Genomic DNA, 13954 nt, shown 5'->3' on the forward strand with positions numbered 1-13954 from the left:
GGTGGGTGGGCGGACCGGGGGGGCGGTGAGGGACTCGACCGGGCGCGGGACTACGCCGTAGGAGGGGGTGACGTCCGCCAGTGGGGCGAGGGGGTCGGTGCGGTCGACGCCGCCGATGCCGGACCGCTCGGCGGCGATCTTCTCCTGGAGACGGAGGATGCCGTGCAGCAGCGCCTCCGGCCGGGGCGGGCAGCCGGGCACGTAGACGTCGACCGGGATGAGCTGGTCGACGCCCTTGGTCACCGAGTACGAGTCCCAGTACGGGCCGCCGCAGTTGGAGCAGGCACCGAAGGAGATCACGTACTTCGGCTCGGGCATCTGGTCGTACAGCCGCTTGATCGCCGGGGCCATCTTGTCGGTAACCGTGCCGGAGACCACCATCAGGTCGGCCTGCCGGGGGCCGTGGGCGAACGGGATGACGCCGAGCCGGATGAAGTCGTGCCGGCCCATGCTGGTGGCGATGAACTCGATCGCGCAGCAGGCCAGGCCGAAGTTGAACACCCAGAGCGAGTAACGGCGACCCCAGTTGAGCACGAACCGGATCGGCTCGCCGAGCACTCCCGGCAACTGCACGACCGCCTCCCGTCCCGTCCGGCCGGGCGGCGACCGTCCGTCGCCGTGGCCGCTGCGCTGTCTCCCAATGGACAGTCAACCACAGCGTCGGGCGCAACCACCGGGGCCGGCCGGGGCTCTTACCCCTGTGACGGCGGGCCGCACCTCGGGTGCGCAGCGCCGGCAACCACGGGGAGGACGAGTGACTGTGACGAGAGGCATGCGGGTCGGTGATCCACCACCGGACTCCGGACCCGAACCGCCGCAACTGACCTTCGACGGGTTCTACCACGCCCACTTCCGCGGGCTGGTCGTCCAGCTCACCGCCTACACCGGCGACCTCGGGCAGGCGCAGGACCTGGTGCAGGAGGCGTTCTGCCGGGCGTACGTGCGGTGGGACCGGGTGGCCGGCTACGACGACCCGCTGGCCTGGGTACGCAAGGTCGCCTGGAACCTCGGCCACAACCGGTGGCGACGGCTGCGGACCGCCCAGGCGTGGTTGTCCCGGCAGCGGGAGGCGCACGTCGCCGGGCCGACGCCGGACCGGGTGGCGGTCGACGTCGCGTTGGCGCAGCTGCCGCCGAAGCAACGCCGGGCGGTCGTCCTGCACTACCTGGCCGACCTGTCGGTCGCCGAGATCGCCACCCAGGAACGGGTCGCCGAGGGAACGGTGAAGTCCTGGTTGCACCGGGGCCGGACCGCCCTGGCGACGCACCTGCGTGAGAGCACCGAGGAGGTGCGAGATGCCTGAGTCGGAGATCCTCGATCCGACCGAGGAGTTCGCCCGTTACCGCCGTACCGTGTTGGCGGCGGTGGTGGTGCCCGGCCCGGCCGCCGTCCGACGGACCGTGCGGCTGCGTCGCCGCCGTCGGTGGGTCGCATGGCTCGCGGCACTGCTCACCTTGTTCACCGCCCCCACCCTGGGCTACGTCGCGCTGCACCGCCCGGAGCCCCGGCCCGGCCCGGTGCTGCCCGTGCCCGACCCGACCAGCCCGCCGACGTCGAGCGTGCCGACTACCCCGACCGGTAGCCCTTCGCCGAGCAGCGCGGGCCCGACGCCGACGCCGCCCGACGGCCGGATCAGCCGGAGCCAACTGCTGGCCACCCCGGTGACGCTGCCGACCTGGCCGGCCAGCGCGGAGTGCCAGACCGGGGACGTCCGGTTGACCGGGGAAGGCCAGTGGGGGAAGAACGCTCTGCTCGCACTGCACCACGGCGACGTGGACGGGGACGGGGCGCAGGAGACGGTGGCGCTGGTGCAGTGCGTCTTCGGCACCCACGGCTGGCAGCAGGTGGTGGCCTTCGACCGGGACACCGCCGGCCGGGTGGTCACCGTCGGACGGGTGGTCCTCAGCGCCCGGGAGCGGCCCCAGTGGCTGATCGGGATGCAGGTACGCGGCGACGGGGTGGTCCGGATCCAGGTCGGTGACCTCTACCCGGGCGGTGGTTGGGACGGCAGGTGGTCGCTGCGGCAGTGGCGTGGTTACCGCTGGGACGGCGGGTCCTTCCGCCAGGTCTCCGGGCCGACCAGCTTCCCGACGAATCCGCACCTGGTGAACCTCGTCGTCACCGCCACTGACCTGGTGCTCAACGCCGGGCCGGACGGCGCCCGCACCGGCACCACGACGGTACGGGTCCGCAACGTGGGCACCGCCCCGGCCCACTCCGTGGCACTGCGGTTCGACCTGCCGTCGGCGCTACGCCCGGACGGCGGCGACTGGTCGGCCTGCCGGGCCGCACCGGCGACGACCGGTGGGCCGGTGCGCTGCGACCTGGGCCAGCTGGCGCCGGGGGCGGAGTTCCAGCTGACCCTCGGGCTGCGGGTGGCGGCCGACGACCCACTCGGGGCGGGCACGGCCGAGGTGACCGCCGAGGCGCTGGACGCCGAGAACCAGGTCGTCGCGGAGGTGATCGAACACGACAACGGCGCCCCGCTGCCCTACCGGTGACCACCCGACCGGGCACGACAATCGGCCGGGCGGGCGGGGCCGGGCGGGCGGGGCTGGCCGGGTCACTGCCACCAGGGGTCCGCCGAACCGGGCGGACTCCGGGTGGCGGGCCCGGGAGGGTCACCAGGTGGGGCGTTGGAGCAGGCCGACGAACTCCACGAGCAATCGTTCCCGCAGCGCGGCGGGCGCGGCGTCGAGCAAGGTGTTCACCACCGCCATCCGGTCCGGCGGCGTAGGCATGGGTCCACCCGACCCCGGCCCGCCAGGTCCGACCGGTTCGGCCGATCCATCCGACCCCGGCCCGCCAGGTCCGACCGGTTCGGCCGATCCACCCGACCCCGGCCCGGCCAGCCCCAGCCCGGCGGCGAGGCCGGCGACCAGCTCCGGGGTGAGCGCGTCCGGGGTCAGCGACCCGGCCAGGGCGACCAGCTCGGCCGGCAGCTCGACAGGCCCGGCCCGGCGGGCGGCGGCCACCGAGGCGACCAGGTCCGGACCGAACTCGGCCACCCGGGGGGCCACCGAGGCGGTCACCGTGAGGTGCACACTGGCGGGCAGGTCGGCGTACCGGAGCTGGGGTTGGGTGTGCCAGCCCCGGGCGGTCAGCTCGTCGACCAGGACGAAGAGGTCGAGCGCCGGGTCGGTGCTGGTGAAGCAGACCACCGTGGACTCCGGCTCGGCCATCAGCCGCAGCCCGTCGACCGCGCGGACGGCGGCGGCCAGTGCACCGACCGCCTCCCGGGTGGCGGCGGCGAGCCGCAGGTAGCCGTCGTCGCCGAGGTGCCGCAGGGTGGCGTACGCGGCGGCGATCGGGCCACCCGAGCGGGTCGAGGCGAGCACCGGGTTGATCATCGTGTAGCCGGGCCAGTCGGCGTACGCGAAGTACTGCGGGGCGCGCAGCGTGGCGTCCCGGTGCAGCAGCACCGACACGCCCTTCGGGGCGTACGCGTACTTGTGCAGGTCGACGGAGATCGAGGTGACCCCGTCGACGGTGAAGTCGAACGGCGGCACCGGCACGCCGAGGCGACGCAGGTAGGGCAGGGTCCAGCCACCGAAGCAGGCGTCCACGTGGCAACGCACCCCGGCCGCCGCCGCAACCTGCGCGATCCCGGCGACCGGGTCGACCACCCCGTGTGCGTACGACGGGGCGGAGCAGGCCACCAGCACCGTCTCCGGGCGGATCGCCGCGGCCATGTCGGCGACCGACGGACGCAGGGTGGCCGGGTCGACTCCGACCGTGTCGAGGGTGACCCGGAGCAGGTGGGCGGCCTTGGCGAAGGCGGCGTGCCCGCTCGCCGGCACCACGATCCGGGGTGCGGTCAGCTCCGGGCGGGCGTCCCGGGCCGCCTTGACCGCCAGGATCAGTGACTCGGTGCCACCGCTGGTGACGCTGCCCACCACCTCCGGCGCGGCGCTGCCCGGCCCACCCCCGAGCAGCCCACCGGCCGCCCCGACCAACCAGTTCTCCATCGCCAGCAGCGACGGAAAAGCAGTCGGATCAAGCCCGTTCACATGCGCACTCTCCGCATGCGCCGCGCCGGCCAACGCGTCAAGCCCTCCCACCCCCGGGTCGTACACATAGGCGAACAACCGCCCCCCGTGCACCGGCCGATCCCCCGCCCGCAACTGCCGAACCTCGTCCAGCACCTGCTCCGCAGGCACCCCGTTTTCGTCGATCATGGAGTTGTGGCGGGGGCTATCAGGAGGGCGGGGATCAGGGTGAAAGCCAGGAGGACGCCTAGGCGGGCGGTGGGGGTCTGGGGGGCGGCGGTGCCGGTGGCCGAGGAGACGTAGCCGGACAGGGCCAGGATCAGGCCGTAGATGCCGGGGCCCAGGGCCAGCCCGAGGGTTTCGCCGGCGGTCCACAGGCCGGTGAAGACTCCGGCCTGGCGGCGGCCGGTGCGCGCGGTCGAGGCCGCCACGCAGTCGGGGAGCAGGGCCAGTGCGAAGACCTGCTGGCCGGCGTACCCGACGCCGAGGAGCGCGACCACCGCGTAGACGGCGGCGGCGGGCAGCACCGGCGCGGCCACCAGGGCCGCCGCCCCGGCGGCCAGCAGCAGCGAGGCGGTGACCAGCGCGGTCTTCTTGCCCAGTCGGCGGCCGAGCCGGGTCCACAGCGGCATCACCAGCAGCGCCGGCCCGACGAAGCAGGCGAACAGCACGGTCGGCCCGGTCGTCGGGTCCCGCAGGATCTGGGCGGCGAAGTAGCTCACCCCGGCCAGGATGGTCGCCACCCCGGCGGACTGGACGACGAAGCAGAGCAGCAGCGCCCGGAACGGCCGGTCGGCGGCGACCACGGCGAGCTGGGCGCGCAGCGTCGGTTCGGTCGCGGTCACCGTGCCGGTCGCCGCCGACCGGGTGCCGAGGAACGCGCCGAGCGCGCCGAGCGCGATCAGCGCGGCGACGAACGCCCCCATCCAGCGGTGCCCGGCCACCCCCTCGCCACCGGCGGTGACCACCATCGGGGCCACCGCGCCGGAGATCAGGATGGCAAGCGCCAGCACCGCGACCCGCCAGCTCATCAACCGGGTACGCTCCGCCGCGTCGTCGGTCAGCTCGGCCGGCATCGCCACGTACGGGACCTGGAAGAAGGCGAACGCGGTGGCGGTGGCGAGGAAGGCGACGGCCACGTACGCCCCGGCGGCCGGCCCGGCACCGAAGGGCGCGGCGAAGATGGCGGCGAAGAGCACCGCCAGGGCGAGCCCGGCGCCGAGCAGCCACGGCCGGCGTGGCCCCAGCCGGGAGCGGGTCCGGTCGGAGATGCGCCCGGCGACCGGGTTGACAAGCACGTCCCACGCCTTCGGCAACAGCACCAGCAGGGCGGCCAGCCCGGCGGCCACCCCGAGCGTGTCGGTCAGGTAGGGCAGCAGCAGCAACCCGGGCACGGTGCCGAACGCCCCGGTCGCCAACGAGCCGAGCGCGTAACCGGCGTGCACCCGACGCGGCAACGGGTCGGGGCCGGGGCGGCCGACGGACCGGGCCGGGACGCCGTCCGAGGTGGGTGCCCGGGCGGCCGGCACGGACCCGCCGACGTCCGTCCGGGACACCCCGGCGGTCGGCGCGGGCGGGCCGGCGGGTGGGGAGCCGGGCTCGGCCGGTGGCGCGTCCATGCGGCCGAATGTTACTCACGTTACCCCCTGGTCACCGCCCCTCATCCGGCCACCATTTGGCGGCATCCAGATCCACCCCGGCACCCCGCAGCGGGCAGCCCTCGGCCCGCAGCAGCGCCCGCGCCCGCACCTCGTGCCCGGGTGGCAGCCGGCCCGCCGCGTTCACCACCCGGTGCCAGGGCACCGCAGCGCCGTGCCGGGCCATGATCGAGCCGACCAGCCGGGCCGAGGCCCGCCCGGACCGCTCGGCGAGCGCGTCGGCGATCGCCCCGTAGGACATCACCCGGCCCGGCGGAATCCGCTCGACCAGCGCGAGCACCGCCTCCACGTACTCCTCAGGCGTCACGACCGGCCAGGATATGGGAACGCGGCGGGGTCCGTCGGGGCCGACCGCGCAGAATGGGCGGGTGCGTGAAGCAGTCACCCAGGCCCGGCGGATCGTCGTCAAGATCGGTTCCTCCTCGCTGACCACCGCGACCGGCGGCCTGGACGAGGCCCGGGTGGACACCCTGGTGGACGCCCTCGCCGCGCTCGTCGCCGCCGGCCGCGAGGTGGTGCTGGTCTCCTCCGGGGCGATCGCCGCCGGGCTCGCCCCGCTCGGGCTCCCCCGCCGCCCGCGCGACCTGGCCACCCAGCAGGCCGCCGCCAGCGTCGGCCAGGGCCTGCTGATCGGCAGGTACGCGGCCGGCTTCGCCCGGCACCGGCTCACCGTCGGGCAGGTCCTGCTCACCGTCGACGACGTGACCCGACGGGTGCACTACCGCAACGCGTACCGGACCCTGCGCAAGCTGCTCGACCTGCGGGCGGTGCCGATCGTCAACGAGAACGACACGGTCGCCACCGAGGAGATCCGGTTCGGCGACAACGACCGGCTGGCCGCCCTGGTCGCCGCCCTGGTCGACGCCGACCTGCTGGTCCTGCTCTCCGACGTCGACGCGCTCTGGACCGGCAACCCCACCCGGCCCGGCAGCACCCGGATCACCGAGGTACGCGGCGAGGCCGACCTGGTCGGCGTCGACATCGGCGGCGCGGGTCGGGCCGGGGTCGGCACCGGCGGCATGGTCACCAAGGTGGAGGCCGCCCGGATCGCCACCGGCTTCGGCATCCCGGTGGTGCTGACCGCCGCCCCGCTGGCCGGTGCCGCGCTGACCGGCGAACCGGTCGGCACGTTCTTCCACCCGGCCCGTCGACGCCCGGCGGCCCGGCTGTTCTGGCTGGCGCACGCCACCGCACCCCGGGGCCGGCTGCACCTCGACCCGGGCGCGGTGCAGGCCGTGGTGGGTCGTCGCAAGTCGCTGCTGCCGGCCGGGATCACCGCCGTGGACGGCACGTTCACCGCCGGGGATCCGGTGGACCTGGTCGACGTCGACGGCGCGTCGGTGGCCCGGGGGCTGGTCAACTACGACGCGGTGGAACTGCCCGGTCTGCTCGGCCGGTCCACCGGGGAACTCGCCGCGGCGCTCGGCCCGGCGTACGAACGTGAGGTCGTGCACCGCGACGACCTGGTACTGCTGTGACACGGGTGCCCCCGCGCGGGGGGCACCTCCGGACACCCGAGGAGTGCGCAATGAGCGTCGTCGAGCAGGCCCGGCGGGCCCGGGACGCGGCGGAGGCCCTGGCGGTCGCCACCCGTACGGTCAAGGATGCCGCGCTGTGCGCGATGGCCGACGCGCTGGTGGCGCGTACGCCGGAGATCCTGACCGCGAACGAGGCGGACCTGGCGGCCGGGCGGGAGGCCGGGCTGAGCGCGGCCGTGCTGGACCGGCTCGCCCTCGACGCGGGCCGGGTGGCCGGCATCGCCGACGCGTTGCGCGAGATGGCCGCGCTGCCCGACCCGGTGGGCGAGGTGGTCCGGGGTTCGACCCTGCCCAACGGGCTTGAGCTGCGGCAGGTCCGGGTGCCGTTCGGGGTGGTCGGGATCATCTACGAGGCCCGGCCCAACGTGACTGTGGACGCCGCCGGCATCTGCCTGAAGTCCGGCAACGCGGCGCTGCTGCGCGGGTCGTCCTCGGCCGCGCACTCCAACGCGGCGCTGGTGGCGGTGCTGCGCGACGCGGTCGCCGGTGCCGGCCTGCCGGCCGACGCGGTGCAGCTGCTCGACGCCGGCTCCCGGGACTCGGTCAAGGAGCTGATGCGGGCCCGGGGCCTGGTCGACGTGCTGATCCCGCGCGGCGGGGCGTCGCTGATCCGCACGGTGGTCGAGGAGTCGACGGTGCCGGTGATCGAGACCGGGGTGGGCAACTGCCACGTCTACGTGGACGCCGCCGCCGACCCGGCCAAGGCGCTGGCGATCGCCCTGAACGCCAAGACCCAGCGCCTGAGCACCTGCAACACCGCCGAGTCGCTGCTTGTGCACGCCGACGTCGCCGACGGGTTCCTGCCCGCCGTGCTTGCCGCGTTCGCCGAGGCCGGGGTGACCGTGCACGGCTCCCCCGAGGTCGCCGCGTACTCCCCCGACGTGGTGGCGGCCACCGACGAGGACTTCGCCACCGAATACCTGTCGGCCGACATCTCCGTCGCCGTGGTCGACTCGCTCGACGCGGCGGTCGCGCACATCCGCCGCTACGGCACCGGCCACACCGAGGCGATCGTCACCGACTCGCAGGCCGCCGCCCGGGAGTTCGTGGCCCGGGTCGACGCGGCGGCGGTGATGGTGAACGCCTCCACCCGGTTCACCGACGGCGGCGAGTTCGGCTTCGGCGCGGAGATCGGCATCTCCACCCAGAAGCTGCACGCCCGGGGGCCGATGGGGCTGCCCGAGCTGACCTCCACCAAGTACGTGGTGACCGGCGACGGCCACCTACGCTGAGCCACCCGGCCTGATCGGGCGGCAGGCGCGGATCGCGGTGAGCGTGGTGTGCACGTCGAACTGGTGGCCGTCGTCGCTGTCCCAGCCGCCGTCGCTGCGCTGGGTCTCGGCGAGGCGCTTGCGGGCCGACACCAGCACCCACTGCTCCTCGCCCACCTCCACCCGGCGCAGCGTGCCGGCCAGTGCGGCCACGTCGGCCGGGGAGAGCTTCGGCATCCGCTCGGCGAGCACCGCCTGGATCCGGGCCGACTCGTAGTAGAGCTGCTGGCGGTGCAGCACGGCCGCGCTCAGCCAGCCGGCGGCCAGGAAGGACGGCCAGGTGCCGTCCGGGGCGAGCTGCCCGGCCAGGGCCTGCGCCGCCGCCTGCACCACCCCGGCGTACGCCCCGCCGACGCGGTGGTCCAGCGGGCCGGCGGCACGGGCGTCCCGACCTGCCACGCTGAGCCAGAACGCGGCGTTGGCGGTGAGGTAGAGCCGGGCCTCCGGGTCGCCCGGGGTGGCCCACTCGGGGGCGCTGCCGGCCAGCCTCGGGTCCTCGTCCCAGCCGCCGTCGGGCAGTTGCCGGGCGGCCAACCAGTCCAGTGCGTGCCGGGCCGCCGGCCGACCGAGCGCGCCGAGGTCGTCCAGCTCGGCCAGGCGGAAGCAGGTGGCGTCGACGGACGGGACGTCACCGCCGAGGAGGGCGGGCCAGCCGCCGTCGACGGTCTGCCCGACCTCGGCGGCGTCGAGCAGCTCGTCGGGTACGGACGCGCCGGTGCGCAGCCGGGACAGCCGGGCGCGATCCACCGCGTCGCCGTGCGCCACGACGAAGCCGATCGCGGCATCCAAGTCGACCACGACGCCGACGCTACCGGCACGGAGGCGATCCTGCCTCGGGGAATCGGTCGGGGCCGGGGGCGGTTCGTCGCCGCCCCCGACCTGGGTCGCCGGTCAGTACGCGGGCAGCGAGGGATCGATCTGCTTGATCCAGGAGAGCACCCCGCCCTGGACGTGCACCGCGTCGCGGAACCCGGCCGCCTTCAGCGCGGCGAGCGCCTCGGCCGAGCGGACCCCGGACTTGCAGTGCAGCACGACCTGCCGGTCCTGCGGGAGCTTCGCCAGCGCCTCACCCGAGATGATCTCGCCCTTGGGGATCAGGGTGGAGCCGGGAATCCGGACGATCTCGTACTCCGCGGGCTCCCGGACGTCGACCAGGAAGATGTCCTTGCCGGCGTCCTGCCACTCCTTGAGCTCGGTGGCGGTGATGGTCGAGTCGACGATCGCCTCCTGGGCCTCCTCGGAGACCGCGCCGCAGAAGTCCTCGTAGTCCTCCAGCAGGTCGGTGACCGTGGGGTTCTCACCGCAGAGCACGCAGTTCGGGTCCTTCCGGACCTTGATCTTGCGGTATTCCATCTCCAGCGCGTCGTAGACCATCAGCCGGCCGACAAGCGGCTCGCCGATCCCGGCGAGCAGCTTGATCGCCTCGTTGACCTGGATCGAGCCGATCGACGCGCAGAGCACGCCGAGCACGCCGCCCTCGGCGCAGGACGGCACCATGCCGGGCGGCGGGGGCTCCGGGTAGAGGCAGCGGTAGCAGGGACCGTGCTCGGCCCAGAAGACCGACGCCTGGCCGTCGAACCGGTAGATCGACCCCCAGACGTACGGCTTGCCGAGCAGCACCGCCGCGTCGTTGACCATGTACCGGGTGGCGAAGTTGTCGGTGCCGTCGACGATCAGGTCGTACCGGGCGAAGATGTCCCGGACGTTCTCCCGGTCGAGCGCGGTGTTGTGGATCTCCACCTGGACCAGCGGGTTGATCTCACGGATCGACGCGGCGGCGGACTCGGCCTTGGACCGGCCGATGTCGGAGACGCCGTGGATGATCTGGCGCTGGAGGTTGGACTCGTCGACGGTGTCGAAGTCGATGATGCCGAGCGTCCCGACCCCCGCCGCGGCCAGGTACATCAGGGCCGGCGAGCCGAGACCGCCGGCGCCGACGCAGAGCACCCGGGCGTTCTTCAGCCGCTTCTGCCCCTGCACCCCGACGTCAGGGATGATCAGGTGGCGGGAGTAGCGGCGGATCTCGTCAACGGTCAGCTCGGCGGCGGGTTCGACGAGCGGGGGCAACGACACGGTGGACTCCCCGGGATCGGCTGGTGGCGAACCGGCCCATTGTTGCTCGCCGGAGCGCCGCCCGGCCATGAGCAGGGACACCCCGTCCGACATACGGGAGCGGGAATATCTCAGCTACCCGGGACGAGGTCGCCTGCGTAGCGGGAGCCGTCGACGTACGGCCAGGCGTTCGCCACGCAGCCGTCCAGCCCGTACGTCTGCTGCTGCATCACCGGGGCCGGCTCGCCGGGGCCGGGGCAGGCCTGGTGCTCCTCGCCGAGTTCGTGCCCGACCTCGTGGTTCACCACGTACGTCCGGTAGACCGACAGCGGTGCCCCGTAGTCCGGCACGGCCTCCATCCAGCGGGCCAGGTTGATGACCACCCGTCCGGGCAGCCGGCAGGAGGTGTAGCCCTCGGTGTCGAGCCCGCCCTCGGCGCAGATCCGCTCGGAGGTGGCCGGGGTGGCGAGGTAGACGGTGAAGTCGGCGTCGTCGGCCTCCGGCACCCGCTGGAACCGCAGTTCACCGGAGCGGATCCAGCTGTTCGGGTCGCCCAGGGTGTCGTCCACGGCGGCGGCGAACACGTCCACGTCCTGACCGGTGCCCTGCTCCACCTCGACCCGGTAGCGGTACAGCGGGCCGTCGAAGCCGGACACCTCGGAACGGCCGTCGGCAGCGGTGAAGCGACCGGGTCCGCTGCGCGGATAACCGGCGGCAGGCCGCTCCCCGGCCGCACCGTCGGCCAGCCGCCCGCCGCCGGCACCGTCGGCCATCCGGCCGACGACCTGCGCCGGATGGTCCGACCGGTCGTCCGGGTACACCGTGACGAACCCGCCCACGCCGAGCAGCGCCAGGCCGAGCAGGGCCGCCCGGCGACGACGGCGCGACCGACGGCTTCGGTACGGCCCAACGCCCGGTACGCCGCGCCACGCCGCCCTCCGGCGGGGTACGCCAAGCCACGGCGCGGCGTACGGGCCGGCCTGACCCGGGTCGGCCGGAGCCTGATCGGCCTGGGCCTGATCGGCCTGGGCCTGATCGGGCCGGCCGGTGGTCGGCGGCTCCGGGCATCCGGCGGACTCGGTCGGGGTGCTCACCCGCCCAGCATGGCAGACCAATCGGGCATATCGGTGCTATTGCCGCATATTACGGGAGGATGTTTCACCTCACCGGTAACGGCTCAGCGGGACAGCCCTTGGTTCAGACCGCCGGGCCGGCGTACCGCTTTCCGTTCAGGTAGGGCCACGGGTTCGCCGTGCAGCCGTGCAGAAACAGCGACTGCTGCTGCATCACCGGCGCCGGCCGCCCCGACCCCCGGCACCCCTCGTGACGGTGCCCCAACTGGTGGCCCACCTCGTGGTTCACCACGTACGTCCGGTACAGCGCCAACGGCACACCACCCCGGACGAAGTGCGGCACCGACGTCCGCCACCGGTCCAGGTTGAGGATCACCTTCCCCGGCGCCCGGCACGACGTGTAGGGCACGCCATCGACCCGGATGTCGACGCCCCCGGCCCGGCACAACCGACCCGCGGTGTTCCGGGTCGCCAGCTCGACGGTGAAGTCGTACGGCGCGTTCCCCGGCACCCGGAGCAGCCGCAACCGCCCGCCGTCCACCCAACTGCCCGGCCCGGCCAACGCCGCCTGCACCTGGTCGGAGAAGTCCCGGACGTCCTCGCCGGAGCCGTCCTCCACGGCCACCCGGTACCGCCGCAGCACGCCGGACCGGCCGAGCATGGTCCCGGCCCGGTCGTCGTACCGGAAGGTGCCCCCGCCGGTCGTCGGCACCGGCCCGGACAACGCCAACGGCGGCACGGTCGTCGTCGGGACCACGGCCCCGGCCTGCTCCGCGGACGGCACCTCGACCGGCGGCACCGGTCCGGCCGCAGCGGACGGGCCGACCGGCCCGGAGCCGTGGGCGAGCCCCGCCCGCCCGAGCTCACCGACCGACCCTGAGACACCAGCGGCTCCCGACGCGTAGCCGGTGCCGAGGGCGGTGCCGGACGGTGCGACGGGGGTCGCCACCGGCCTGGCGACCAGCCGACCGACACCCGGCTCGGCACCTGCGGTGACCGCCAGCCCGCCGGAGACCACCACCAGCAGCAGTACGACGGCCAGCACCGCCGGACGCGACCGACCGGTGCCGACGGGCAGGCGGCGCAGGGCGACGGGCAGGCGGCGCAGGGCCAGGGAGAGGCGGCGCAGGGCGACGGAAGGGCGGCGGGTGCCGCGGGTCGGTCGCGGACCGTGACGTAGGAGCGCAGACATCCGGCTCAGGATGCCACCTCGGGCTGCCACGCCGCGTCACCACCGCACTCCGGCGCGTCGCTCCCGCCGGCCCGTGGCGCGACGTCACCGCCGGGGTGGGTGTCGGCGTCAGGCCGCCCGACGTCACCACTGACGGGCGGCGTGGGGGGCCGGTCGGGCGGCGTGCTCCCGGCCACCTCGGCGAGCAGGTGCAGCACGGCGCGGGCCACCGTACGCGGCACCTCCAGCTGCGCCACGTGCCCGACACCGGCCAGCATCATCAGCCGGCTGTCCGGGATGATCCGGGCCGTCTGCGGGGCCACCCGGACGTCCACCAGCCGGTCCTTCATACCCCCCACCACAAGCGCAGGCGCCTGGATCCCCGCGGCGATCCGCCACAACGACCCCGGCCCCGGCAGGTACGACCGCAGGAAACTGGCGACCAGGCCCCGGAACGTGCGGACGTACGCGGCGGCGTAGTGGGTCGCCTCGTACCGGATCCGGATCTCCTCCAGCGCTTCCTGCCGGCGCTGCTCGCTGATCCGGCTCAGGTCGGCCACGCACGCCTCCATCGCCTGCTGGGCCATCACCTCCGGGGCCAGCTGGGCGAGCCGCCAGGCGGCCAGCCGCTCCCCGCGCGGGATGGCCAGCAGCGGCAGCATCCGCCCCTGCAACGAGCGGCCGAAGTTCAGGAACGGCAGGGCCGGCGAGATCAGGGTGAGGGTACGCACCAGGTCCGGCCGGCGACCTGCGACGTACACCGAGACCGCCCCGCCGAGCGAGTTGCCGAACAGGTGCACCGGACCCCGGCCGGAGTGCTCGATCCAGCGCACCACCCGCTCGGCGAAGGCCGGGATGGTGTACCGCAGCCCCGGTTCGCTACGGCCGAAACCGGGCAGGTCGATCGCCTGCCCGTCGAGGCGGTCGGCGAGCAGGCCGGCGAGGTCCGTCCAGTTCTGCGACGAACCGCCCAGTCCGTGCACGTAGAGCGCCGGTTCCGCGTCCGGCCCGGTGGCCGGGGTGTCCCGGACGTAGGTGAGCATGCCGTCGAGGCGTACCGCCCGGCCGGGCCAGGGAGGGGGCAGCCGGTGCGGGGGCAGGTGCTCCTCGGGCCAGAGGGCGGCGCGCTTCATACCGGCAGTGTTCCCGTCCCGTCCCCGTACCGACAACGTGCCAGGTCAGCCAGGCTCATGATCAGGCCA

Annotated in this window: 12 protein-coding genes and 1 pseudogene; 4 read left to right on the forward strand and 9 right to left on the reverse strand. The window is 74.4% G+C overall.

All coding sequences use genetic code 11. The features are described 5' to 3' along the window. On the reverse strand, positions 1 to 573 hold a 573-nt coding region (locus AC0AIB_RS27170; protein ID WP_465097738.1), incomplete at its 3' end, for an NADH-quinone oxidoreductase subunit B. 181 nt (positions 574 to 754) lie between these two features. Between AC0AIB_RS27170 and AC0AIB_RS27175 the strand changes: the two genes are divergently transcribed. Together AC0AIB_RS27175 and AC0AIB_RS27180 are read left to right on the forward strand one after the other, a co-directional pair. Next, entirely contained in the window at positions 755 to 1303 is a 549-nt protein-coding gene (locus AC0AIB_RS27175; protein ID WP_442930615.1) for a SigE family RNA polymerase sigma factor, read from the forward strand. Continuing rightward, the gene (locus tag AC0AIB_RS27180) at positions 1296 to 2501 is read left to right on the forward strand and encodes a hypothetical protein (protein ID WP_328342741.1); all 1206 of its coding nucleotides are present in this window, start codon (positions 1296 to 1298) and stop codon (positions 2499 to 2501) included. Before AC0AIB_RS27175 ends, AC0AIB_RS27180 begins: the two co-directional genes overlap by 8 nt. Before the next feature lie 120 nt (positions 2502 to 2621). On the opposite strand, the gene AC0AIB_RS27185 is transcribed toward AC0AIB_RS27180, so the two are convergent. From AC0AIB_RS27185 to AC0AIB_RS27195, 3 genes and pseudogenes are all read right to left on the reverse strand, one after another. After that, positions 2622 to 4178 (reverse strand): pyridoxal phosphate-dependent decarboxylase family protein, encoded by a 1557-nt coding sequence (locus tag AC0AIB_RS27185; protein WP_465097739.1) that lies wholly within the window; start codon positions 4176 to 4178, stop codon positions 2622 to 2624. 5 nt (positions 4179 to 4183) lie between these two features. Beyond that, positions 4184 to 5608: pseudogene (locus tag AC0AIB_RS27190) on the reverse strand (MFS transporter); the annotation flags it as partial. Positions 5609 to 5639: 31 nt separating this feature from the next. Next, the gene (locus AC0AIB_RS27195) at positions 5640 to 5954 is read right to left on the reverse strand and encodes an MGMT family protein (RefSeq protein ID WP_328342735.1); all 315 of its coding nucleotides are present in this window, start codon (positions 5952 to 5954) and stop codon (positions 5640 to 5642) included. 13 nt (positions 5955 to 5967) lie between these two features. On the opposite strand from AC0AIB_RS27195, the gene proB reads away from it, so the two are divergent. Together proB and AC0AIB_RS27205 are read left to right on the forward strand one after the other, a co-directional pair. After that, positions 5968 to 7125, forward strand: a complete 1158-nt coding sequence (gene proB, locus AC0AIB_RS27200; RefSeq protein ID WP_328342733.1) for a glutamate 5-kinase — start codon at positions 5968 to 5970, stop codon at positions 7123 to 7125. Between the two features lie 50 nt (positions 7126 to 7175). After that, complete coding sequence (locus AC0AIB_RS27205) at positions 7176 to 8417, forward strand: glutamate-5-semialdehyde dehydrogenase (protein WP_328342731.1); 1242 nt, start codon at positions 7176 to 7178, stop codon at positions 8415 to 8417. Here AC0AIB_RS27205 and AC0AIB_RS27210 read toward each other — a convergent pair. The 5 genes from AC0AIB_RS27210 to AC0AIB_RS27230 form a co-directional block, all read right to left on the reverse strand. After that, the gene (locus AC0AIB_RS27210; protein ID WP_328342729.1) at positions 8409 to 9254 is read right to left on the reverse strand and encodes a prenyltransferase/squalene oxidase repeat-containing protein; all 846 of its coding nucleotides are present in this window, start codon (positions 9252 to 9254) and stop codon (positions 8409 to 8411) included. The genes AC0AIB_RS27205 and AC0AIB_RS27210 overlap by 9 nt on opposite strands. Positions 9255 to 9347: 93 nt before the next feature. Beyond that, positions 9348 to 10529 (reverse strand): adenylyltransferase/sulfurtransferase MoeZ, encoded by a 1182-nt coding sequence (moeZ, locus tag AC0AIB_RS27215; RefSeq protein WP_442930614.1) that lies wholly within the window; start codon positions 10527 to 10529, stop codon positions 9348 to 9350. Between the two features lie 110 nt (positions 10530 to 10639). Then, entirely contained in the window at positions 10640 to 11602 is a 963-nt protein-coding gene (locus AC0AIB_RS27220; protein ID WP_465097740.1) for a DUF3152 domain-containing protein, read from the reverse strand. 103 nt (positions 11603 to 11705) lie between these two features. Further along, entirely contained in the window at positions 11706 to 12773 is a 1068-nt protein-coding gene (locus tag AC0AIB_RS27225) for a DUF3152 domain-containing protein (RefSeq protein ID WP_465097741.1), read from the reverse strand. A gap of 5 nt (positions 12774 to 12778) precedes the next feature. After that, on the reverse strand, positions 12779 to 13885 hold the full coding sequence (locus AC0AIB_RS27230) for an alpha/beta fold hydrolase (protein WP_465097742.1): 1107 nt from the start codon (positions 13883 to 13885) through the stop codon (positions 12779 to 12781). Positions 13886 to 13954: the final 69 nt, after the last annotated feature.

This window comes from Micromonospora sp. DSM 43699 (genome assembly GCF_055517075.1).

What these genes read in the sequence shown, in the direction of transcription:
- AC0AIB_RS27205 (WP_328342731.1), top strand. Translation starts at nt 7,176, where the DNA reads ATGAGCGTCGTCGAGCAGGCCCGGCGGGCCCGGGACGCGGCGGAGGCC.
- AC0AIB_RS27180 (WP_328342741.1), top strand. Translation starts at nt 1,296, where the DNA reads ATGCCTGAGTCGGAGATCCTCGATCCGACCGAGGAGTTCGCCCGTTAC.
- AC0AIB_RS27185 (WP_465097739.1), bottom strand. Translation starts at nt 4,178, where the DNA reads ATGATCGACGAAAACGGGGTGCCTGCGGAGCAGGTGCTGGACGAGGTT.
- proB (WP_328342733.1), top strand. Translation starts at nt 5,968, where the DNA reads ATGGGAACGCGGCGGGGTCCGTCGGGGCCGACCGCGCAGAATGGGCGG.
- AC0AIB_RS27225 (WP_465097741.1), bottom strand. Translation starts at nt 12,773, where the DNA reads ATGTCTGCGCTCCTACGTCACGGTCCGCGACCGACCCGCGGCACCCGC.
- AC0AIB_RS27230 (WP_465097742.1), bottom strand. Translation starts at nt 13,885, where the DNA reads ATGAAGCGCGCCGCCCTCTGGCCCGAGGAGCACCTGCCCCCGCACCGG.